Genomic DNA, 21,757 nt, shown 5'->3' on the forward strand with positions numbered 1-21,757 from the left:
ACGGCCCCGGCGTCCGGGCGGGCAGGCGAGCAGGCAGCAAGCGGGCAGGCAGGGGCGTATACATGCAAGGTATACACACCATGTAGAGTGCGGCTCATGTCAATCGGTCACACCCTCCTCGGGCTCCTGGAGTCCGGCCCCCGCCACGGCTACGACCTCAAGCGCGCCTTCGACGAGAAGTTCGGCCACGATCGCCCCCTGCACTACGGGCAGGTCTACGCGACCATGTCCCGCCTCCTGAAGAACGGCCTCGTCGAGGTGGACGGGGTCGAGACGGACGGTGGGCCCGAGCGCAAGCGGTACGCCATCACGGACGCCGGCATCACCGATGTCGCCGCCTGGCTCGCCCAGCCCGAGAAGCCCGAGCCGTACCTCCAGTCGACCCTGTACACGAAGGTCGTCCTGGCACTGCTCACCGGCCGCGACGCCGCCGACCTGCTGGACGCCCAGCGCTCCGAGCACCTGCGCCTGATGCGCATCCTCACGGACCGCAAGCGCAAGGGCGACCTGGCCGACCAGCTGATCTGCGACCACGCGCTCTTCCACCTCGAAGCCGACCTCCGCTGGCTGGAACTGACCGCCGCACGCCTCGGCCGGCTCGCCGAGGTGGTCGCCCCGTGACCCCCGCCGGCTCCCTCCTCACGGCCCACGGCCTGCACAAGGCCTACGGCTCGACGCCCGCGCTCGACGGCGCCTCGTTCTCCGTGCACCCCGGCGAGGTCGTCGCCGTCATGGGGCCGTCCGGCTCCGGCAAGTCGACCCTGCTGCACTGTCTCGCCGGGATCGTCACACCCGACTCCGGCACCGTCACCTACGCCGGACGCGAGCTCTCCGCGATGTCCGACGCCGAGCGCAGCGCCCTGCGCCGCGGCGATTTCGGCTTCGTCTTCCAGTTCGGCCAGCTCGTCCCCGAGCTGACCTGCGTGGAGAACGTCGCCCTGCCGCTCCGGCTCTCCGGTGTCCGGCGCAAGGCGGCCGAAGGCACCGCCCTGGAGTGGATGACGCGCCTGGAGGTCGAGGACCTGGCCGCCCAGCGTCCCGGCGAGGTCTCCGGCGGTCAGGGCCAGCGCGTCGCCGTCGCCCGCGCCCTGGTCGCCTCCCCCAAGGTGGTCTTCGCGGACGAGCCGACCGGCGCGCTCGACTCCCTCAACGGCGAGCGGGTCATGGAGCTCCTCACCGAGTCCGCCCGGACGGCCGGCACGGCCGTCGTGCTCGTGACGCACGAGGCTCGTGTGGCCGCGTACTCGGACCGCGAGGTCGTCGTCCGCGACGGCCGCTGCCGTGACCTGGAGTACGCCGTATGACCTGGCTGCGCGATCTCGGCCTCGGCATACGCTTCGCCGCGGCGGGCGGCCGCGAGGGCTGGGCGCGGACCGCGCTCACCGCCGTCGGGGTGGGCCTCGGCGTGGCGCTCCTGCTGATCGCCTCCTCCGTTCCCCATCTCCTGGCGGAACGCGCCCATCGCGACCTCGCCCGCCAGGAGAGCCCGGTCTCCTACCAGGACAAGGCCGCGAGGTCCGACACCACCGTGCTGCGGATCAACGCGGAGACCGAGTACAGGGGCCAGGTCGTCGGCGGCTTCCTGATGCGTCCGGAGGGCGCGCACCCGGTGACCCCGCCCGGCGTCCGGGCGCTCCCCGGCCCCGGCGAGATGGCGGCCTCCCCCGCACTGAAGGAGCTGCTGGCCTCGCCCGGGGGCAGCCTCCTGCGGGAGCGCCTCCCGTACCCGGTCACCGCGACGATCGGCGAAGCGGGCCTGCTCTCCCCCGGGGAGCTGTACTTCTACGTCGGCAGCGACACCCTGACCCCGGCCGCCGGCGGCCATCGGGTCGACGGCTACGGGGACAGGAGCAAGGACGAGCCGCTCCCGCCCGCCCTCGTCGTCCTGGTCATCATGGTCTGCGTCGTGCTGCTGGCGCCCGTGGCCATCTTCATCGCCACGGCCGTACGGTTCGGCGGCGACCGCCGCGACCGCAGGCTCGCCGCCCTGCGCCTCGTCGGTACGGACATCCGGTCCACCCGCAGGATCGCGGCGGGCGAAGCCCTGTTCGGCTCGCTGCTCGGGCTGCTCGCGGGCGTGGCCTTCTTCCTCGTGGGCCGCGGGTTCAGCGGCTACGTCGAGGTGTGGAACTACAGCGTCTTCCCGTCCGACCTGACGCCCGCGCCGTGGATGGCGGTACTGATCGCCGTCGCGGTGCCGCTGTGCGCCGTACTGGTCACGCTGGTCGCCATGCGCGCGGTGATCGTCGAGCCGCTGGGCGTCGTACGCGACACGGGCCGCCGCCGGCGCCGCCTCTGGTGGCGTCTGCTGGTGCCGGCCCTGGGGCTGGCCCTCCTGGGAGTGACCGGCAGGGTGGGCGAGGGCGACTTCGTCGACCCGTACCCCATCGCGGCCGGTGCCGTCCTCGTCCTGGTCGGGCTCGCCCTGCTGCTGCCCTGGCTGGTCGAGGCCTGCGTCCGCCCGCTGCGCGGCGGCCCGGTGCCCTGGCAGCTCGCCGTCCGCAGGCTCCAGCTGAACAGTGGCGCGGCCTCCCGCGCGGTCAGCGGGATCGCCGTCGCGGTGGCGGGCGCCGTGGCCCTGCAGATGCTGTTCGCCGCGATGGGCGACGAGTTCACGCACATGACGGGGCAGGACCCGTCACGCGCCCAGTTCCACACCTTCTCGGAGAAGGTCAGCGGGGACGCCGCCACCCGCACCATCGAGGAGTTCCGGTCCACGAAGGGCGTCGAGGCCGTCATCGGCACGGTCGAGACGTACGTGACGAAGCCCGGCACGTACAAGGAGGACGAGGTCACCCCGACCACCTCGCTCAGCATCGGCGACTGCCCGACGCTGAAGGAGCTGGCCGAGATCCGCTCCTGCGCGGACGGCGACGTCTTCGTCGTCCACCCCCGGGGCGACAAGGAGTTGAGCGACTGGGTCGACGAGACGGCACGCAAGGGGCAGGAGGTCGAGCTCAACTCCGGTGCCGACCGGTCGAAGGGCGAGAAGAGCCTGCTCTGGACCCTGCCCGCGGACGCCCGGACCGTCACCGCCGCACGCGACCCGCTCGGCGAGGAGCACTGGGGCATCATGGCGACGGTCGGAGCCGTCGACCCGCGCACGCTGCCGCACGCCCAGACCATCGCGCAGATCAAGGTCGACGACGATGTCGAGGACGTCGCCGAGTACGTGCGGAACACCGCCGCCAGGATCGACCCGGGCATGCGGGTCGCCGCCCTGACGTCGATGACACGCGACCGCCAGTACGCCAGTGTGCAGACGGGGCTGCGGTTCGGCGCGCTGATGACACTGCTGCTGATCGCCGCGTCGATGCTGGTCTCCCAGCTGGAGCAGCTCCGTGAGCGCAAGCGGCTGCTGTCGGTCCTGATCGCCTTCGGCACCAGGCGCGTCACGCTCGGCTGGTCGGTGCTCTGGCAGACGGCCGTCCCCGTGGCCATCAGCCTCCTGGTCGCGGTGGCGGGCGGTGTCGCGCTCGGCGCCGTCATGACCTGGATGCTGGCCAAGACGGTGACGCGGTGGTGGGTCTTCCTGCCGCTGGCGGGGGCGGGCGGGGTGCTCGTCGTGGCCGTGACCCTGCTCTCGCTGCCCCTGCTGTGGCGCATGATGCGCCCGGACGGGCTGCGCACGGAGTGACGGCGGGAGGGGTGGGTCCGGCGGCCGTCCGGGCTCACCCCTCCGCGTACACCCGCACCGGCAGCGCTCCCAGCGCACCGCGCAGCGCGTCCGCCAGCTCCTCGAACTCCTCGTGCCGCGCCGAGCCCGTACGAACGGCCAGCGCGACCCGCCGCGAGGGCGCCGGGTCCGTGAAGTACCCGGTGGACAGCGCCTCGTTGCGCCCGGTCTCCACCGTCACCGCCGTACGCGGCAGCAGGGTCACCCCGAGCCCGCCCGCGACGAGCTGCACCAGGGTGGAGAGCCCCGCCGCGGTCGTCGTCACCGGCGCCCCCTGGGTGCGCCCCGCCTCCCGGCAGATGTCCAGCGCCTGGTCGCGGAGGCAGTGCCCCTCGTCGAGCAGCAGCAGGGGCAGATCACGCAGGGTCCCGCGCGGAAGGCCGCTGCACCCCGCGAGGCGGTGCTCCTTCTCCATGACGAGCACGAAATCCTCGTCGAACAGGGGCAGTTCCGTGACGCCGGGCACCCCGAGCGGCACGGCGAGCAGCAGCAGGTCCAGCCGGCCGGCGGCCAGCCCGTCCAGCAGCGAGGAGGTCTGCTCCTCGTGGACCTGGAGCTCCAGCTCGGGGTAGCGCTCGTGGACCAGCCTGAGCACGGCCGGCAGCAGATAGGGCGCGACCGTCGGGATCACGCCCAGCCGGAGTATCCCGGTGAACGGCGCGCGCACCGCCTCTGCCTCCTCCATCAGCTCGCCGAGCGCCTCCAGCACCACCCGGCTCCGCACCGCGAGCCGCTCCCCCGCGGGCGTGAGCAGCACCTTGCGCGTCGTACGCTCGATGAGCTGGACACCCAGTGCCACCTCCAGCGCGGACACGGCTCCGGAGAGTGCCGGCTGACTCATCCCGATTGCTGCCGCCGCATCACGGAAGTGCAGATGTTCCGCCACGGCCGCGAAGGCACGCAGCTGCGAGAGACTGGGCTGCTTGACCCTAATAGCCTGATTTACATACGCCACTGATAGGCACCTCCGATCATCCCGACCGAGTGTAGCTATTTCCGCGATCAATGCACTCTGTGCCAAGGTGGGTGCAGTCCAACCCCCAGGAACGCCCTCAAAAGGGGATTTCCTATGCAGCAAGGAGTGCGCGTGCTCACTGTCGGTGACAAGTTCCCCGAGTTCGATCTGACCGCTTGTGTGTCGCTGGAGAGCGGCAAGGAGTTCGAGCAGATCAACCACAAGACCTACGAGGGTCAGTGGAAGATCGTCTTCGCGTGGCCGAAGGACTTCACCTTCGTGTGCCCCACCGAGATCGCCGCCTTCGGCAAGCTGAACGACGAGTTCGCCGACCGTGACGCACAGGTCCTCGGCTTCTCCGGTGACTCCGAGTTCGTGCACCACGCCTGGCGCAAGGACCACCCGGACCTGACCGACCTGCCCTTCCCGATGCTGGCCGACTCGAAGCACGAGCTCATGCGTGACCTCGGCATCGAGGGCGAGGACGGCTTCGCGCAGCGCGCCGTCTTCATCGTCGACCAGAACAACGAGATCCAGTTCACGATGGTGACCGCCGGTTCCGTGGGCCGTAACCCCAAGGAGGTCCTGCGGGTCCTCGACGCCCTGCAGACCGACGAGCTCTGCCCCTGCAACTGGACCAAGGGCGAGACCACTCTCGACCCGGTCGCCCTCCTCTCGGGCGAGTGAGCTGATACCGACATGGCACTCGATGAACTGAAGTCGGCCATACCGGACTTCGCCAAGGACCTGAAGCTGAACCTCGGCTCGGTCATCGGCAACAGCGAGCTCCCGCAGCAGCAGCTGTGGGGCACCGTCCTGGCCTGCGCGATCGCCTCGCGCTCGCCGAAGGTGCTCCGCGAGCTGGAGCCGGAGGCCAAGGCCAACCTCTCCGCCGAGGCGTACACCGCGGCGAAGTCGGCGGCGGCGATCATGGCGATGAACAACGTCTTCTACCGCACCCGGCACCTGCTGTCGGACCCCGAGTACGGGAACCTCCGTGCGGGCCTGCGGATGAACGTCATCGGCAAGCCCGGCGTCGAGAAGGTCGACTTCGAGCTGTGGTCCCTCGCCGTCTCCGCCATCAACGGCTGCGGCCAGTGCCTGGACTCCCACGAGCAGGTGCTGCGCAAGGCCGGCGTCGACCGTGAGACCATTCAGGAAGCCGTAAAGATCGCTTCGGTGATCCAGGCGGTCGGCGTGACCCTCGAAGCCGAGGCCGTGCTCGCCGAGTAGTACCCCCTGTACGAGAAGGGCCCCGAGGACGACCGACCGTCCACGGGGCCCTTCTCATGTCACTTCCCGGGTGCGTCCCCCGGCTGCTCGGCAGGCTCCCCGGTGTCCGCCGCGGGCTCCTCCGCGGGGCGGGCGGGCGGCGGCTCGGCCGGGGGCATCGCCGAGAGCGCCGTGGCCCCGTGCGGCCCGGGCCCCTGGAGCGCGGCCGGGTCCTGCCCGTACGAGCGCAGATAGCCGACCACCGTGTTGGTCACCGCGACCAGCGGTACGGCGACGACCGCACCGCCGATGCCCGCGACCATGCCGCCCGCCGCGACCGACAGCACGACGGCCAGCGGGTGGACGCGCACGGCGCGGCCGAGGATGAAGGGCTGCAGGATGTGGCCCTCGATCTGCTGCACGGCGAGGACCACGATCAGCACCATCAGCGCGGTGAACACGCCCTGGGTGACGAGCGCGACGACCACGGCGAGGGCGCCGGAGACCACGGCGCCGACCAGCGGGATGAAGGCGAAGAGGAAGATGAAGACGGCGAGCGGGACCGCCATCGGCACATCGAGGAAGTAGATCCCGAGCCCGATGAAGATCGCGTCGATCAGGGCCACGATCACCGTGCCCCGCACATAGGCGGTCAGTGTCCGCCAGGCGCGCGGTCCGGCGCCCGCGACGCCGGGCCGGGCCTGCGAGGGCACCAGCTTGAGCACCCACTGCCAGATGCGCTTCCCGTCGTAGAGCAGGAAGAGCGTCGAGAACATCGCCAGCAGCAGCCCGGTGAGGAACTCGACCATCACCGTGACGCCCTGGAGCCCGGCGGAGGTGATCTCCTCGGTGTTGGTGCCGATCGTGTCGCTGAGGTTCTTCGCGATGTCGTTGATCTGCGACTCGGTGACGTGGAAGGGGCTGTCCAGCAGCCAGCGCTTCAGCTCGTCGATGCCGTCACGGACGCGGTCCGAGAGGGTGTCCAGATTGTCCATCACCTGCCAGACGACGAACCATCCGACCAGGCCCATGACGACGAAGCCGAGCACCGCGGTGACCGCGGTGGCCAGACCGCGCGGCAGCCCGACCCGCCTCAGCCGCACGACGGTCGGCTGGAGCATCGCGGTCACGAGCAGCGCGGCGACGAACGCGAGGACGACCAGCTGCACCGCGCTGATGATCCGCATCAGCACCCAGAGCGTGCCGGCCAGGACCAGCAGCCGCCAGCCCGCCTCCGCCGCGACGCGCATCCCCCAGGGGATCGCCGCCACCGGTTCGGGCTTGGCGGCGACGGAGGGGGCGTACGTGGGCGGGCGCGGCACCTGCTCGGCGGCGACGGTGGAGAGAGTGGACGAGGACCCGCTGGTGGCATCGGCGTCGGCACGGCGCTCGTCCTCGGCGCGGCGTTCTTCCAGGCGCGCCCCGATCTCGGTGAGTTCTGCGCCCAGCCGGCCGAGCCAACCCGGAAGTTTCGACATGGTTTTCCCTTTTCCCCCGTCCGCCCCACGCACGCCCCCCGGAGCTGTCCGGTTCGACCGTACACGCGAGATGCCCCGCACCGTAGGACGGTGCGGGGCATCTCGAAGGTGAGCGCGGAACCTCGCGGGGCTCCTAGTACCAGTGGTTGGCCTGCCAGAACGACCAGGCCGCACAGGGGCTGCCGTAGCGGTCGCTGTTCATGTAGCTCAGGCCCCACTTGATCTGCGTGGCCGGGTTGGTCTGCCAGTCCGCGCCCGCCGACGCCATCTTGGAGCCCGGCAGCGCCTGCATGATGCCGTAGGCCCCGGAGGACGGGTTGGACGCCTGGTAGTTCCAGCCCGACTCGCGGTCCACGATGTTGCTGAAGCACTGGAACTGATCGGCCGGCATCATCTGACGCGCGATGGCCTGGACCTGGGCCACGCTGTAGGAGCCCTGCGCCGAGAACGAGGTGGCGTCACGGACGGACGACCGGCTCGCACGCTCGGCCTCCTTCTCCTTGGCCTCGCGCTCCGCCTCCAGCTTGTCCTCGGCCGCCTGCTTCTTCGACTTGGCGTCCTTGGCGGCCTGGATGCGGGCCGTCTCCTCGGCCGACTTCTTGGCCGCCGCGTCGGCCGCGGACGCCTGGGCGTCGGCCTGCTGCGTCAGCGAAGCGGTCTGCACCTGGGCCTGCTGGCCCGCGGGGATGTCTGCGAGCAGCGTGGTGTCGGCTGCGGCCGCCTCGAAGTTGTTGTCGTCGACAGCGGGAGTGCTGCCCGACGCAACGCCTACGACGGCGCCTACGGTGGTTACGGCGGTGGCGGATGCCACGGCGAACCCCCGGACCGAGATCCGGCTCACACGGTGTCCTTCCAGCATCGCCCGCTTAGGTGACCTCGCGGGCGCAATCGTGCCCTTGACACTGGCCTCCCTACTGCTTGGGTCACGGGAGGCACGGGCCCGGCGGGCAGCTCCCCTGAGGGAGTGCCACATGGTACTCGCGGGCGGCATACGGACGGCTGTTGTTGAGTTGTGTGGTGCGTGGCGCCTCTGGAGGTGCCCAAGTGCCGTATGCGGGGCCTGACGGAAGCAAGACTCTGCCGGAAGGACACGGTGCGTTGCAATTCTGTGTTGCGTGTGAAAGCTCACACCTCGTTTGGCGCACAACTTTTTCGGAAATGACGGCGCAGCACAATGCCGCCCGGCTAAGCTCCTTGGCTCGCCGGGCGGCATCAATGGGGTGTTCCTGGTCAGATGTGGCCGTCCTCCAGCATTTCGGTCACCAGCGCGGCGATCTGCGAGCGCTCGGAGCGGGTGAGCGTGACATGCGCGAAGAGCGGATGCCCCTTCAGCTTCTCGACCACGGCGACGACTCCGTCGTACCGGCCGACCCGTAGGTTGTCCCGCTGCGCCACGTCATGGGTGAGCACCACCCGTGAATTCGCCCCGATCCGGGACAACACGGTCAGCAGGACGTTCCGTTCGAGGGACTGGGCCTCGTCCACGATGACGAACGCGTCGTGGAGCGACCGGCCTCGGATGTGGGTGAGCGGCAGGATCTCCAGCATCCCGCGCCCCAGCACCTCTTCGATGACCTCGCGCCCGGCCACCGCCGACAGCGTGTCGAAGACGGCCTGCGCCCAGGGGCTCATCTTCTCGGACTCGCTGCCGGGGAGATAGCCGAGCTCCTGCCCGCCGACCGCGTACAGCGGCCGGAAGACCATCACCTTCTTGTGCTGCCTGCGCTCCAGCACGGCGTCCAGCCCCGCGCAGAGCGCCAGGGCGGACTTGCCGGTGCCCGCCCTGCCGCCCATCGACACGATGCCGATGTCCGGGTCGAGGAGCAGGTCGAGCGCGATGCGCTGCTCGGCGCTGCGGCCGTGGATCCCGAAGGCCTCCCGGTCGCCGCGCACGAGACGCACGTTGCCCTCGGCCGTGACCCTCCCGAGCGCCTTGCCGCGCTCGGACTGGAGGACCAGTCCGGTGTGCACGGGGTAGTCGGCGGCTTCGGGGATGTAGAGCGTCTCCTCACTGAAGAGCAGGTCGACCTGTTCGGCGGCGACGGCCAGCTCCGACATCCCGGTCCAGCCGGAGTCGGTGATGGCGAGCTCGGCGCGGTACTCCTCGGCGAGGAGGCCGACCGAGGACGCCTTGATCCGGAGAGGCAGGTCCTTGGAGACGACGGTGACGTCGTACCCCTCGGCCTGCAGGTTGCGCGCGACCGCGAGGATCCGTGAGTCGTTGTCCCCCAACCGGTAGCCGGCGGGCAGGACGCCGGGGTCGGAATGGTTGAGTTCGACACGGAGCGACCCGCCCAGATCCCCGAGCGGGATCGGAGCGTCCAGCCGGCCGTAGCGGACACGGAAGTCGTCCAGCAGGCGCAGGGCCTGCCGGGCGAAGTATCCCAGCTCGGGGTGGTGCCTTTTGGCCTCCAGCTCCGTGACCACGACGATCGGCAGCACGACTTCGTGCTCGTCGAAGCGGGCCATGGCGTTGGGGTCGGCCAGCAGGACGCTGGTGTCGAGAACATAGGTGCGCCTGTCGGGCATGCGGCGCTTAGTGCTGGTCACCACGGAAGGACGTACCCCCTCGGACGAGGTCGGGGAGTGCGACGGGCGTCGCGGGAACTTCCCCAAGGGAGAGGACGGACCGGGTTCGGACCCGTGCGCGGGCCGAACGCCGGCCCTCCGCGTCGGCCGCACGGTGTGCGGTCCTTCGTGTGCAAAGGGCCTCCCGGGCGAGCGGGCTGGGTGCCGCTCACTTGGCTGCGACGTCCGCCTGGTTGCTGACCGGACGTCGACCTGAGAGCTGTATTCCCTCGAACACGCGAAGCCATGCCCCCGCCTGCGACAAGGTGCGCGCGGCGTGGCTCCGGGGCCCCGTTCCGTCCTCCGTCCGCCGGACGGGTGACGCCGCGCCCCTCAGGCCCCGTAGCGCCGGTGCCGCGCCGCGTAGTCACGCAGGGCGCGGAGGAAGTCGACCTTGCGGAAGGCCGGCCAGAAGACCTCGCAGAAGTAGTACTCCGAATGGGCGCTCTGCCACAGCATGAAGCCCGACAGCCGCTGCTCCCCGCTGGTGCGGATCACCAGGTCCGGGTCGGGCTGTCCGCGGGTGTAGAGGTGCTCGGAGATCAGGTCCGTGGAGACCACCTCGGCGAGCTCCTCGAAGGTGGTGCCCTTGGAGGAGTGCTCCAGCAGCAGGGACCGCACCGCGTCCGCGATCTCCTGACGGCCGCCGTAGCCGACCGCGACGTTGACGATTATCCCCTCGATGCCCGCCGTGGCCTCCTCCGCCTCCTTGAGGACGGTCTGGGTCCGCGCGGGCAGCAGGTCGAGCGTCCCCACGTGGTGGACGCGCCAGCGTCCGTCGGAGGCCAGCTGGCGCACGGTGTTCTCGATGATGCCGAGCAGCGGGATGAGCTCCGCCTCGGGCCGGTCGAAATTGTCCGTGGACAGCAGCCAGAGGGTGACGACCTCGACATCGGTCTCGCTGCACCAGCCGAGCAGCTCGGAGATCTTGTCCGCGCCGGCCTGGTGCCCCTGCACGGCCGAGCCGCCGGACGCCTTCGCCCACCGCCGGTTCCCGTCGAGGATGACTCCGATGTGCTTGGGCACCTGGTCGTGGTCCAGGCGGCCTCCCACCCGGCGTGCGTAGAGCCCGTACACCAGGTCGCGCAAGTTCACTGAGTTCACCCTCTCGGTTCCGTACGGGCCTGAGGCCCGCCCTCCCCCTCACCGGGGGGTCCGGGGCCGCCCCCCGGGGGATCGCCGTGCGGTCCGCGCTCTCGCGCCGCGGATCGGCAGGTCCCGAAGCCGCCACATTACTGCGGACGGGTCACGAGGGCCCAACCCGGCCTGTCACAAGTCCGTGATAAGGAGTGAAACGTGACTGATTCCCTCTCCTACCTCGCCGATACCGCACGCTACGACTCCATGGAGTACCGCCGCACCGGCCGCAGCGGGCTCAAGCTCCCCGCCGTCTCGCTCGGCCTCTGGCACAACTTCGGCGACGACCGCGCCCTGGGATCCCAGCGGGCGATCCTGCGCCGCGCCTTCGACCTCGGTGTGACCCACTTCGACCTGGCCAACAACTACGGCCCGCCGCCCGGCTCCGCCGAGCTGAACTTCGGCAAGCTCTTCCGCCAGGACTTCGCCCCGTACAGGGACGAACTCGTCATCTCCACCAAGGCCGGCTACCTGATGCACCCCGGCCCGTACGGCGAGTGGGGGTCCCGCAAGTACCTCCTCTCCTCGCTCGACGCCTCGCTGCGGCGGATGGGGCTCGACCACGTCGACATCTTCTACTCCCACCGTTTCGACCCGGCCACCCCGCTGGAGGAGACGATGGGGGCGCTGGCCTCCGCCGTGAGCCGGGGCAAGGCGCTGTACGCCGGTGTGTCGTCCTACAACGCGGCGCAGACCGCCGAGGCGGCCCGGATCCTGAAGGAGATGGGCGTGCCGGCTTTGATCCACCAGCCCTCCTACTCGATGGTCAACCGCTGGGTGGAGTCCGACGGGCTGCTCGACACCCTCGAGACAGCCGGCATGGGCTGCATCTCCTTCGCGCCGCTCGCCCAGGGGCTGCTCACCGGCAAGTACCTGACGGGCATCCCCGAGGGCTCGCGCGCGAGCCAGGGCAAGTCCCTGGACCCGGGCCTGCTGTCGGAGGAGATGGTCCGCCGGCTGCGCGGGCTCAACGACATCGCACAGGGGCGCGGCCAGTCGCTCGCGCAGCTGGCGCTCAACTGGGTCCTGCGCGACAGCCGCATGACGTCGGCCCTGATCGGCGCGTCGAGTGTGAAGCAGCTGGAGGAGAACGTGGCCGCGCTCGCCGCGCCGGCGCTGACCGCCGCCGAGCTGAAGGAGATCGACACCTTCGCGGTGGACACCGCGAGCACCAACATCTGGGCCAACCGGGGCTGACGCACCCCCGCTCCGGGGCGGATTCCCCTGCCTCACCGGGGAGTCGCCACCGGTCCCGCACACGGTCCGCACATCCGGAACGCGTCCGGGCACAAAAAAACGGGCCGGTCCGTGGGGGGGGGGGTACGGACCGGCCCGAGGGGGGGTTTCCACCATAACCCTTCGTAAGTGATGCTGGGTGCCACGCCACCGAATAATCACTCTCCGAATTCGCCGGACTGCGCTGCGGGAGTGCCCGCAGGCGGGTCCGGCGGGCACTACAGGACAGTTTCCGTCCTGTAGGCGCCCTACATTCGGCCCATGACGACACGAGCCCGCAGCACCACCGTGACCTGGTCCGGGGCGAACGCCCGGCGTCTCGACCGGCAGGGCCTCTCCGGGAGCTCCCCGTCAGGCGCCCGCACGGCCGCCGGCGCCGTCGCGGCGATGCTCGGGGCCCATGCGCAGGTGCTCTCCGCCGCCGAACTCTCGGTGGGGCTCCGCGCTCCGGGGGTGACGCGCACGGACGTGCGGGCGGCGCTGTGGACCGACCGGACGCTCGTGAAGACCTTCGGCCCGCGCGGAACCGTGCACCTGCTGCCCGCCGAGGAGCTGCCGATGTGGACCGGGGCCCTGTCGGCCGTGCCGAGCGGCAGCAGCCCGTTCCCCAAGGGAGCCCGGATGACACCGGAGCAGGTCGAGGCGGTGGTGGCGGCGGTGGGCGACGCCCTGACCGGCGCCGAACTCACGATCGACGAGCTCTCCGACGAGGTGGTCGGCCGCACCGGCCCCTGGGCGGGAGACCTGGTGATGCCCGCGTTCCAGGGGATGTGGCCCCGGTGGCGGCAGGTGCTGCACCTGGCCGGCCACCGGGGAGCGCTGTGCTACGCGCCGAACCGGGGCCGGAAGGCCACCTACACCAACCCGGGGACCGTCCCTGTGCCCGGCCCGGAGGCGACCGCCGCGCTGGTGCGGCGCTACCTGAGGGCGTACGGGCCCGCCACGCCCGCCCAATTCGCCCAGTGGCTCGCGGCGCCCCGCGGCTGGGCCGGGCAGCTCTTCGAGGACCTGGCCCGGGCGGGCGCGATCGAGGAGGTGGTGTTCGAGGGGTGCGGGGCGGCCTGGGTGGTCGCGGGCGACACGCTGTTCCCCTCGGCGGGGCCGTGCGGGGTGCGGCTGCTCCCCTACTTCGACGCCTTCACCATCGCCTCCCGGCCCCGCGAGCGGCTCTTCCCGGGCGCCGCCCGGGAGCGGGCGCTGGCCGGCGGCCAGGCGGGCAACTTCCCGGTGCTGCTGGTGGACGGCACGGTCGCCGGGGTGTGGCACCAACGGCGCTCGGGGAAGCGCATCGCGGTGACCGTGGAGCCGCTGGGCCCTCTGGACGCAGGGCGCACGCGGGCCCTGGAGGCACAGGTGGAGCACCTGGGCCAGGTACTGGAGGGGACCCCGGAGCTGACGGTGGGAGAGGTGACGGTGGGCGGTCACGCGTAGGGCGGGCTCGCGGGGCTCAGCGGGGCACGAAGCGGATCGCCACCGTGTCACCGCCGAGGACCACGAAGTCGCCGTTCTCGCACCGGAACACGGCCTCACGCACCTCGCCGTACTCGTCGCGCCGCTCCTGCGTGCCGGTGACGGTCCAGGCACCGCCGTACGGGGGCGGAGGGAGCCTGCTCAGCTGCTCGAACTGCCACTGCCCCGCGGGTACACACCAGTCGGGAAGGACGGGCCAGGCACCGGAGGTGATGCTCAGCGTCCGGTCGGAGGCACAGGTCAGCAGGACCGACTGGCCGCCCTCCAGTACGAATTCGACGGCTTCGGGTTCCCCCGCGCGGCCCTCGGGCCGGTAGAACAGGCCCTGGACGGAGGCGATCCGCGCGCCCGTGAGCCAGTCGGCCCTCCCGTGGCGCGGCCGGCCGGCGGGAGCGCTGATCTCCTCGCCCGGCATTTCCCTTCCCACCGACATGACCTGCTCCTTCGTTGTGCGCTCAACCACCAGGGTCGCACTACTCATGGGTAGGACGGAGGGGCAGGTGATGCCGTTGCATCCGCGGTCTGTGAAGACGCCCTCAACGTAGGCCCGTTGACGAGAAAACCGGCTTGCGTGCCTCGATCAGGAAGCGGGCGCTGTGCGCGACGAAGGGCCCCTCCCGCTCGATCTGCCGGTGCAGAGAGCGCAGTTGCGGCAGATAGGCGCCGACGGTGAATCCGGGCACCATCCAGATGACCTTGCGCAGGAAGTGGACGACGGCGCCGATGTCGAGGAACTCGATGCGGAGCCGCTCCGCACGCAGGTCCGTCACCTCCAGCCCGGCCGCCTCCGCGTCGTCCCGCGCGCGCCGCGGATCCCGGGCGCCGCGCTCCTCGGGGGACCGCGGGCCGAGGAAGTACTCGACGAGCTCGAACACGCTCTCCCGGCCGACCTGCTGGGAGAAGTACGTGCCGCCAGGGGCCAGGACCCGGGCGATCTCGTCCCACCAGGTCGTCACCGGATGCCGGCTGACGACCAGGTCGAAGGCACCGTCCGCGAAGGGCAGCGGCGGCTCGTCGGAGTCCGCGACGACGACGGCGCCGCGCGGGTGGAGCAGGGCGGCGGCACGGGCGACGTTCGGCGGCCACGACTCGGTGGCCACGGTGAGCGGCGGCAGCACGGGTGCGGAGGCGAGCACCTCCCCTCCCCCGGTCTGGATGTCGAGCGCGGCGCTCGCCCTCGCCAGCCGGGCCGCCATGGCGCGCGCGTACCCCCACGACGGGCGCTGCTCGGTGGCCCGCCCGTCGAACCACGAGAAGTCCCAGCCGTCGACGGAGGCGGCGTCGGCCTCCGCGACGAGGGCGTCGAAGCGCGCGTCGGAGGCGGAGGGGACAGGGGGTGTGGATGATCCGGTCATGAGGGAAGGGTGACAGCCCGCCGCGGACCGGCGCGACCGGATATTCCGTACATACGTGCGCCGGGTGTGTGTCAAGCGGCCAGTCCCCCGAACAGCAGGCCGACCAGCGCTCCCGCGATCATGAACGGGCCGAACGGGATGCCCGTGCTGCGCCCGGCGCGGCGCGCCAGCATCAGTCCCGCACCGTAGAGCGCGCCGAACAGGAACCCGGCGAAGCCCCCCGCGCAGAGCACGCCCCACCCGTACCAGCCGAGCGCCACACCGAGCGCGAGGGCGAGCTTCACGTCGCCGAAGCCCATGCCGTTCGGGTTGATCAGGAAGAGCAGGAAGTAGAAGCCGCCGAGCGCCGCTCCGCCGAGCAGGGCGGAGGTCCAGGATCCGCCGCGCTCGGGCAGCAGGGCCGCGCACCCCAGGAGCAGGGCGGCGGCACCCGCCAGGGGCAGCGTCAGTGTGTCGGGGAGCCGGTGGACGCGGCGGTCGATCACGGCGAGGAGCACCGCCACCGGGGCCAGCAGCAGCCAGACGACGGCCTCGGGCCGGGGGCCGGTGGCGGCGGCCAGGGCGACGCAGGCGAGCACGGTGACCGCCGGCGCGACGACGGCGGGTGCGTAGCCCCTCCGCCGGGGCCTCGGGGCCTGCGGAGCCGCGCCTCCCGGGAGCGAGGGGACGGCCACGGCGCAAGCGCCGCACCTGGCCGGGCCGAGCCAGCCCCCGGCGGGCCCCGTGAGCGCGTGTCCGGCCGGGCACGCGGCCCGCCAGGGCTCCTCGGGCTCGACGGAGAAGCGGTACGCGGCGCGCGGGAGCAGCAGTCCGGCGACCGCACCCCAGAGCGCGGCGACCGCAATCAGTGTGGCGTCCACGGATCCGACCCTAATCCGGCCCGCACGGCCCGGTCTTGGGCCCTGGGGCCCACTGCCGGCCGTTCCGGACCCACACGGCGGTCCGGGGGTCTACGGTCGGTGCCCATGGGGAAATGGCGCAACGGCAGCGGAACACTGACGGTCGGGTCGGACACCGAGGTGCGGGAGGTGCCGCTGCGCATAGCGGCCTCCTACCGTGCGCGGGCGCGCGGACTGCTAGGCGTGGACGGTGTCGACGGCGCGCTGCTGATCACCCCGTGCGGGAGCGTGCACACCTTCCGGATGCGGTTCACCATCGATGTGGCCTACCTGGACCGGAAGTTCGGCGTCCTGGCGGTGCGCACGATGAAGCCGGGACGGCTCGGTCTGCCCAGGCTCCGCGCCCGGCACGTGGTGGAGGCGGAGGCCGGGGCGATGGAAGGCTGGGGCCTGCGGCCCGGGACGCGGGTGCGGGTCTCCGTACCGGCTACGGAAGTCTCGCCGCCTGCGCGCTGACGAGGGCGGCCGGGATCTCCGGGGGCGTCGCCGTGAGGAAGCCGGCCGCGTAGAAGGTGACGACCGTCGATCCCGTCCGTACGAGGTGGAAGACGAGGGGTACCTCGGCGCCCTCCAGGCTGCCCGTCACCTGGTAGGCGAAGGACTCCTGGCCGGCCTTCGCCCCCGGAAGCGCCTGGACCCCGGTGTAGGTGGACGGGCCGTCGTCGCTCGTCGTGCGGAACCCGTCGGCGCAGGCCCGCACCGCGTCACGGACCGAGCGCAGCAGCTCCTCGGCCCCGCCCTTCGGGTGCGAGGTGAGGATCTCGGTGACGACGGTCTGGTCGTCCCGGCCCTCCTCCGTCGTGTCCGTCGCCGTGCGGAAGACGGTGGCGGCGGGCGCGGGTTCCGGCGAGCCGTTGATGATCGCCGTGATCGGCCGGCAGGCCGCGTCCTCCGACTCCTCGGTGCCCCGTTCGTCGGCCCCCTCCAGGGGAGCGACCTCGAAGCCCTTCACCTCGCCCGTCCTCAGGACCACCCCGGCGAGCTGTGCCTCGGTGAGGGTCTCGCCGGTGCTGGCCGGCGTGGAGGCGGGGGCGTCGGGCGCGTCGGTGTCCGTGCCGTCCGCGGAGCCGGCGGCCGGCGTCCGTGAGGCGGTGGTCTTCTTCGCGGCTCCCCCGCCCTCCCCGCCGTCCGGCCCGCAGCCGGCGGCCGCCAGGCAGAGGACGAGCGCGCCCGCCGCCACGACAGTGCTCCGTACCTTCATCGCTCACCGCTCCTGACCGCCGTGCACCGGATCAGCACGCTAACAACCGGGGTGATCCCGGCGCGTGGGCCCGTGGGCCCAACTCAGGGCGGTCCCGGCCCCAGCAGCGTCCATGCCCCGTAGGCGGCGGAGCCGAGGGCCGCCGCGGCGACGACCGCGCCCGCGCGCACCGTCGGGCGCACTCCTGCCAGCGCGACGGCCGGGGGCAGCAGCAGGGGGAACGCGGGCATCATCAGGCGCGGCCGGGAGCCGAAGTAACCGGAGCCGATGAGCGAGACGACGACGACCGCGATGCCGTACACCAACACGGGCAGCGGCTGCCGCTGCCGTACACAGAGGACCACCAGCCACCCCAGCAGCCCCAGCGCGGCGCAGAGCCCGAGTGCGGCGGGAAGCGGAAGCCCGGCGATGAACGCGGCCAGCGCCCGGCCGCCGTCGATGCTGTTGCCCCACTGCGCCTGGACCTCGAAGTACGCGAACGGGCTGCCCTCCCGCAGGGCGACGAACACCACGTACGCCAGCCATCCCAGCGGGGCCAGGCAGACCCCCAGCAGCATGCGCGCGTTCCGGCGCAGCAGGTTCCGCCCGCCGCCCGCCCGCCACTCCCGTACGAGGACGACGGCGGCGGTGACCGCGAGTGCCGCGATGAGCGCGGCCGCCGAGGGCCGCGTCAGCCCGGCGAGCACACACAGCGCGCCCGCGGCGATCCAACGGCCCTTGAGCACGGCGTACAGGGACCAGGCGGCGAGTGCGGTGAACAGGGTCTCGGTGTACGCCATCGACTGCACGAACGCCGTCGGGTACGCGCCCCACAGCGCCGCCAGCACCACCCCGGCCCGCTTGCCGTGCAGCCGCGCTCCGACGGCGAAGATCCCGCAGGCCGCGACGAGCCCCGCCAGCCAGGCGACGGCGATCCCGGCGCCCTGCACGGTGAACGGGGTGACTGCGGCGAGGCCGCGTTCCAGGGCCGGGAGGAGCGGGAAGAAGGCCAGGTCGGAATGGACACCGCCGTCGGGGAGGGTGACGGTCCTGCCGTAGCCGTGTTCGGCGATCCGCTGGTACCAGACGGAGTCCCAGCGGCCGCCCAGGAGGTGCAGGGCGTCCTTCCCGGCGGCCGGCGCCCACACCGCGAGGACCAGAAGCCCGAGGGCCCTGACCGCCGCGTACGCGCCCAGGGCGGGAGCGGCGGCGGTGAGCAGGGCGGCGGCGCGGTGCCGGGTGCCGCGGGTTCCGGGCGCCACCGGGCGGGAGCGCGTCTGCTGATCGTGCATGCGGCCGATTATGGGCCCGCCGCCGTGCCGGTCACCAAGCCGGTCCTGGTGGAGGCGCTCCTCCCGCCCGCAGCACCTCCGCGCGCGGGGCGCTGCGGGTGCCGAGCCCCCGGCCGACGAGCGGGGCGACCGTGCGGATCAGTTTCAGCTGCGCCGAGCGCAGGACGCGCAGGGTGGTGTCGTCGGTCCAGCCAGTTGTGGTGGACCACTCGTAGCCCGAGCCGACCACCTCGCTGGCGAAGGCCAGCTCGGTCGCGAGCAGCGCCCGCGCCCAGTCCATGGGGTCCAGCGCCGCCCTCTCCGCCAGGGCGCCGCGGATCGACATGCCGCGGCGGCTCAGGTCCTGGGCGCTGTCGAAGCCCATGGCCACGGCGAACTCCTCGGTGCAGCGGGCGGGGCCGCACCATTCCATCAGCCCTTGCTGGAGGAGACGGGACTCCTCGTCGGTCAGGGTCAGTTGCTCAGCCGTCGGCACGCGCCGTCACCTTCCGGTTGCGGCCCGGCCCGGCGCCGTGGGGGTGCGCCGGGACGGGCGTCGATCACCTGCGGGACAGACGCTATTGACCCGGCGGTCACCCGTCTTGGGCCCAGGGGCCCAACTCGGGACCCTCAGCCGTCACGGCCGGTGCGGAGGTGCTGCCGGCCCCGGGGGTTCCGGCGACGTCTCAGCTGTCCCAGGGGAGCGCCGACGGGCGGCGCTGCCACCACCAGCCGCGGGCGGCGACGGCCGTGCCCGATCCCGTGAGGCGCCCGAGCAGCGCTCCGCCGTCGTCCTCCGTACGGCGGCGGAACACCTCGTCGAGCTCGGCCACCGCCCGTCGGACCAGATCACGTTCCGCGTCGTCGGCTCCCGCCGGCTCCGCGAGGCCGTCGCGGGTGCGCAGGTCCTCGGCGTAGAGCTCGAAGGGATAGCGGCCGGTCGGCAGCCACCCTGCGTCGATCCGGCGCACCATGCGCTCCCAGAGCAGCAGCGCCTCCCGCGCGCGGTTCACCGTGCTGGTGGCCGGCGCGTAGCCGTGGGGGTCCGCCGCCGCGGCGAAGGCGTCGGTGACCGGGGTCTCCACGCGCTCCTCGCGCAGGATCTCGGCCAGCACCTCGACCCTGGCCTCCGGGAGCTGCTCCATGGGGGCTTCGACCGCGTCGACCAGGTGAACCGGGAAGTCGCCGTCCCCCTCCACCAGACGCGCGCGCGTGACCGTCCCGTCCGGGCCTGCCGCCCAGTACGCCGAGGGGGGCGTCTCCTGCGCGGGGTACAGGACGGTCGTGCGGAGCCGGTCCGCGAGCCGCGCCGCGGCTTCCGCCTCGGTCGGTGGCGCCGCCACCGCGTCCGACACGGAGACGTCCCAGGCGAGGGTCACGTCCCCGGCGACGGAGTGATGCGTGCAGAGCACCGGGGCGTCCCAGTTCCTGTCGTCGGTCCGCCCGGTGTCCTCGTCGGCGACGTCCACGTCCCCGGGCTCGACACCGAGCGCTCCGGCCAGCGCCGACGCCATGGTGTGCGGCGCGGGCCGGTGCACGGTGAGGAAGGTGTAGATCGCCGTCACGAATAGGTCCCGTCGTAAACCTTCTTGGCCTTCTCGACCACTTCAGGATGGTCGGCAAAGCGGGGGTCTCTTGTCAAAGCGGGCGAATCGGTCTTTCCGCCCGCCTTGGCGATCTCCTTGAGCGCGGCGTACTCGTTCCTGTCGAGCTCCACGAGCCCCTTGCCGGAGATCGGGAAGGTCCGGCCGTTCCCCTCCACCCCGTACTTGCGCCCGTTGATCTCGTAGGCGTTGCCGTTGTCGACGAGCTTCGCCCTGCCTTCGGCGATTCCCTTGATGTCGTTCTGGACGTCCGCCTCGTTGCCCTTGAGGATGATGGTGTTCTTCTCCTTGACCATGCCGTTCCTCGCACCGGCCACCGTGTGCCTGGGGTGCGGCGGCTTGAGCTTCTTGCCCGCCGCCGGACCCTTGACGCTCGGATCGGTCTCGAACTCGCAGTCGTTGTTGTGCACCAGCGCGTCGGCCTCGCCGATTCCGACGTAGTACGCGTGGATGCCGTCGACCGACAGGTCGTGCGTCGTCCGCCGTTCCGTGAAGCGCGACACCCCGGTCACCACGAGCGGCCTGCCGTCGGGCAGCCGCAGCCGGTCCCCCGTCACGATGTCGCCCGCGTCCACCCACCGCTGCCGGCCGGTGAGCCAGAAGGGGTGCGTGTCGGTCGCCGTGATCCTTCCGGCCGAAGTCCTCAGCCGGGTGAACTCCTTGTCGTCGTGAGTCGTGAACGTCTCCGTCACCCGGCGCACCTCGGAGACACCGCGCACGGGGTCGGTGGCGAGCACCTCGTCCCCGGCCCGCAGCGACTCGATCGGCACCCGCCCGCCGTCGGCGACCAGCACGGGGGTACCGGGCGGGAAGCTGTGGCTGACGGGGCACGTCGGCGGCTTGTCGTCCTTCGGGTCCTTCTTCGGCGGGTCCTTCTTCTCGGCGTCGAGCTTCTTCTGCGCGTCCGCGAGCTTCTTCTCGGCGTCCTTGACCTTCTTGCGGTTCTTGATCAGGCCCTTCAGCCCGTCGTACAGGTCACCGCCGTGCTTCTTCAGCGCCTGGATCAGCTTGGCGGCCTTCTTCCACTTCCACGGCGCCCCGTACTTCGCCGCGAGCTTCCCGACCGCGCCCCCCACCAGGCTGAGCAGCACATTGATCAACGTCTCCGTGCAGGCGCCCATGTCGCCCTTGGTGATGCAGTCCAGCGCGTCGGTGATCCCCAGCTCCTCCGCGAGGATCCTGGCCAGCTCCTTGGCCGCCTCGAGCGCCTTGTCCGAGCTGGTCTTCTCCGCCGCCTGAGCGTCCTGGAGGTCCTTCAGTGCGGCGTCGTAGTCGATCTGGGTCTGCGACTTCGGAGATCCGTCGTCGGCGACCGGCTCACCGTCACCCGGCGGCCCCTGGGCCTCGGGGTTCCCGCCCCCGCCACCGCAGTCACCGCCCCCGCCGATCCGGCACACCTGCGCGCCGATCTTCTCCGTCAGCTCCGCGCCGATCCCCGTCGCCACCAACGCGCCGACGATCGCCACGACCACCATGACCAGACCGACGTACTCGATCGCGCCCTGACCACGCTGCCCCCGGCGCATCCCGAGCAGACGCACCCCGCTCCGCGGCACCCTCTCCCGCGACCAACGACGTAACCGACGACGCACATCCCCCGGACCAGTCATACCCGCGACGCTAACCACCGGGCATGCGCGCGGTCTTGGGCCCGAGGACCCAACCTGGCACCCCCGGCGCCCAAATAAACCGTGCCGCCGGCCGGTCTCGGGTGGC

General features: G+C 71.8%; 21 protein-coding genes. 8 read left to right on the forward strand and 13 right to left on the reverse strand.

Translation table 11 applies throughout. The features are described from left to right. Nucleotides 1–96 precede the first annotated feature (96 nt). The 3 genes from ACFUNE_RS32715 to ACFUNE_RS32725 are packed head-to-tail and all read left to right on the forward strand — an operon-like array spanning nucleotide 97 to nucleotide 3,637. The gene (locus tag ACFUNE_RS32715) at nucleotides 97–621 is read left to right on the forward strand and encodes a PadR family transcriptional regulator (protein WP_383575522.1); all 525 of its coding nucleotides are present in this window, start codon (nucleotides 97–99) and stop codon (nucleotides 619–621) included. Beyond that, entirely contained in the window at nucleotides 618–1,304 is a 687-nt protein-coding gene (locus ACFUNE_RS32720; RefSeq protein ID WP_383575524.1) for an ABC transporter ATP-binding protein, read from the forward strand. Before ACFUNE_RS32715 ends, ACFUNE_RS32720 begins: the two co-directional genes overlap by 4 nt. After that, the gene (locus ACFUNE_RS32725) at nucleotides 1,301–3,637 is read left to right on the forward strand and encodes an ABC transporter permease (protein ID WP_383575526.1); all 2,337 of its coding nucleotides are present in this window, start codon (nucleotides 1,301–1,303) and stop codon (nucleotides 3,635–3,637) included. Before ACFUNE_RS32720 ends, ACFUNE_RS32725 begins: the two co-directional genes overlap by 4 nt. Nucleotides 3,638–3,671: 34 nt before the next feature. On the opposite strand, the gene ACFUNE_RS32730 is transcribed toward ACFUNE_RS32725, so the two are convergent. After that, nucleotides 3,672–4,631, reverse strand: a complete 960-nt coding sequence (locus tag ACFUNE_RS32730) for a hydrogen peroxide-inducible genes activator (protein ID WP_383575528.1) — start codon at nucleotides 4,629–4,631, stop codon at nucleotides 3,672–3,674. Between the two features lie 132 nt (nucleotides 4,632–4,763). On the opposite strand from ACFUNE_RS32730, the gene ACFUNE_RS32735 reads away from it, so the two are divergent. Together ACFUNE_RS32735 and ACFUNE_RS32740 are read left to right on the forward strand one after the other, a co-directional pair. After that, nucleotides 4,764–5,318: a peroxiredoxin gene (locus ACFUNE_RS32735; RefSeq protein WP_056793803.1), complete on the forward strand. Its 555-nt coding sequence runs from the start codon at nucleotides 4,764–4,766 to the stop codon at nucleotides 5,316–5,318. A gap of 12 nt (nucleotides 5,319–5,330) precedes the next feature. Then, nucleotides 5,331–5,864: an alkyl hydroperoxide reductase gene (locus tag ACFUNE_RS32740; protein WP_073744727.1), complete on the forward strand. Its 534-nt coding sequence runs from the start codon at nucleotides 5,331–5,333 to the stop codon at nucleotides 5,862–5,864. 59 nt (nucleotides 5,865–5,923) lie between these two features. On the opposite strand, the gene ACFUNE_RS32745 is transcribed toward ACFUNE_RS32740, so the two are convergent. The 4 genes from ACFUNE_RS32745 to ACFUNE_RS32760 form a co-directional block, all read right to left on the reverse strand. Further along, the gene (locus ACFUNE_RS32745; protein WP_383575531.1) at nucleotides 5,924–7,321 is read right to left on the reverse strand and encodes an AI-2E family transporter; all 1,398 of its coding nucleotides are present in this window, start codon (nucleotides 7,319–7,321) and stop codon (nucleotides 5,924–5,926) included. A gap of 133 nt (nucleotides 7,322–7,454) precedes the next feature. Next, nucleotides 7,455–8,162 (reverse strand): lytic transglycosylase domain-containing protein, encoded by a 708-nt coding sequence (locus ACFUNE_RS32750; RefSeq protein ID WP_383575533.1) that lies wholly within the window; start codon nucleotides 8,160–8,162, stop codon nucleotides 7,455–7,457. A gap of 389 nt (nucleotides 8,163–8,551) precedes the next feature. After that, nucleotides 8,552–9,874: a PhoH family protein gene (locus tag ACFUNE_RS32755; protein WP_383575535.1), complete on the reverse strand. Its 1,323-nt coding sequence runs from the start codon at nucleotides 9,872–9,874 to the stop codon at nucleotides 8,552–8,554. A gap of 348 nt (nucleotides 9,875–10,222) precedes the next feature. Then, nucleotides 10,223–10,984, reverse strand: a complete 762-nt coding sequence (locus tag ACFUNE_RS32760) for an isoprenyl transferase (RefSeq protein ID WP_383575742.1) — start codon at nucleotides 10,982–10,984, stop codon at nucleotides 10,223–10,225. Nucleotides 10,985–11,185: 201 nt separating this feature from the next. Here ACFUNE_RS32760 and mgrA point away from each other — a divergent pair, with 201 nt between their 5' ends. After that, nucleotides 11,186–12,223, forward strand: coding sequence for an L-glyceraldehyde 3-phosphate reductase (gene mgrA / locus ACFUNE_RS32765; protein ID WP_383575537.1), 1,038 nt, complete (start codon nucleotides 11,186–11,188; stop codon nucleotides 12,221–12,223). Nucleotides 12,224–12,523: 300 nt separating this feature from the next. Next, complete coding sequence (locus ACFUNE_RS32770; protein WP_383575539.1) at nucleotides 12,524–13,693, forward strand: winged helix DNA-binding domain-containing protein; 1,170 nt, start codon at nucleotides 12,524–12,526, stop codon at nucleotides 13,691–13,693. A 16-nt stretch (nucleotides 13,694–13,709) separates the two neighbouring features. Here the strand turns inward: ACFUNE_RS32770 and ACFUNE_RS32775 are convergent, their stop codons facing one another. From ACFUNE_RS32775 to ACFUNE_RS32785, 3 genes are all read right to left on the reverse strand, one after another. After that, on the reverse strand, nucleotides 13,710–14,165 hold the full coding sequence (locus ACFUNE_RS32775) for a hypothetical protein (RefSeq protein WP_383575541.1): 456 nt from the start codon (nucleotides 14,163–14,165) through the stop codon (nucleotides 13,710–13,712). 103 nt (nucleotides 14,166–14,268) lie between these two features. Continuing rightward, entirely contained in the window at nucleotides 14,269–15,087 is an 819-nt protein-coding gene (locus tag ACFUNE_RS32780; protein WP_383575543.1) for a class I SAM-dependent methyltransferase, read from the reverse strand. A gap of 71 nt (nucleotides 15,088–15,158) precedes the next feature. Then, nucleotides 15,159–15,947, reverse strand: a complete 789-nt coding sequence (locus ACFUNE_RS32785) for a prepilin peptidase (RefSeq protein ID WP_383575545.1) — start codon at nucleotides 15,945–15,947, stop codon at nucleotides 15,159–15,161. 105 nt (nucleotides 15,948–16,052) lie between these two features. On the opposite strand from ACFUNE_RS32785, the gene ACFUNE_RS32790 reads away from it, so the two are divergent. Further along, entirely contained in the window at nucleotides 16,053–16,442 is a 390-nt protein-coding gene (locus ACFUNE_RS32790; protein WP_383575547.1) for a DUF192 domain-containing protein, read from the forward strand. Here ACFUNE_RS32790 and ACFUNE_RS32795 read toward each other — a convergent pair. From ACFUNE_RS32795 to ACFUNE_RS32815, 5 genes are all read right to left on the reverse strand, one after another. Beyond that, entirely contained in the window at nucleotides 16,414–17,187 is a 774-nt protein-coding gene (locus ACFUNE_RS32795) for a hypothetical protein (RefSeq protein ID WP_383575549.1), read from the reverse strand. The genes ACFUNE_RS32790 and ACFUNE_RS32795 overlap by 29 nt on opposite strands. A gap of 83 nt (nucleotides 17,188–17,270) precedes the next feature. Further along, nucleotides 17,271–18,458, reverse strand: a complete 1,188-nt coding sequence (locus tag ACFUNE_RS32800; protein ID WP_383575551.1) for a hypothetical protein — start codon at nucleotides 18,456–18,458, stop codon at nucleotides 17,271–17,273. A 31-nt stretch (nucleotides 18,459–18,489) separates the two neighbouring features. Next, nucleotides 18,490–18,933 (reverse strand): hypothetical protein, encoded by a 444-nt coding sequence (locus ACFUNE_RS32805; RefSeq protein ID WP_383575553.1) that lies wholly within the window; start codon nucleotides 18,931–18,933, stop codon nucleotides 18,490–18,492. Between the two features lie 190 nt (nucleotides 18,934–19,123). After that, nucleotides 19,124–20,002 (reverse strand): hypothetical protein, encoded by an 879-nt coding sequence (locus ACFUNE_RS32810; protein WP_383575555.1) that lies wholly within the window; start codon nucleotides 20,000–20,002, stop codon nucleotides 19,124–19,126. Further along, nucleotides 19,999–21,582, reverse strand: coding sequence for a polymorphic toxin-type HINT domain-containing protein (locus tag ACFUNE_RS32815; RefSeq protein ID WP_383575557.1), 1,584 nt, complete (start codon nucleotides 21,580–21,582; stop codon nucleotides 19,999–20,001). Before ACFUNE_RS32815 ends, ACFUNE_RS32810 begins: the two co-directional genes overlap by 4 nt. Nucleotides 21,583–21,757 lie beyond the last annotated feature (175 nt).

Origin of the sequence: Streptomyces sp. NPDC057287 (genome assembly GCF_042667905.1) — a bacterium.
In the GTDB taxonomy this organism is placed as follows: Bacteria; Actinomycetota; Actinomycetes; order Streptomycetales; family Streptomycetaceae; genus Streptomyces.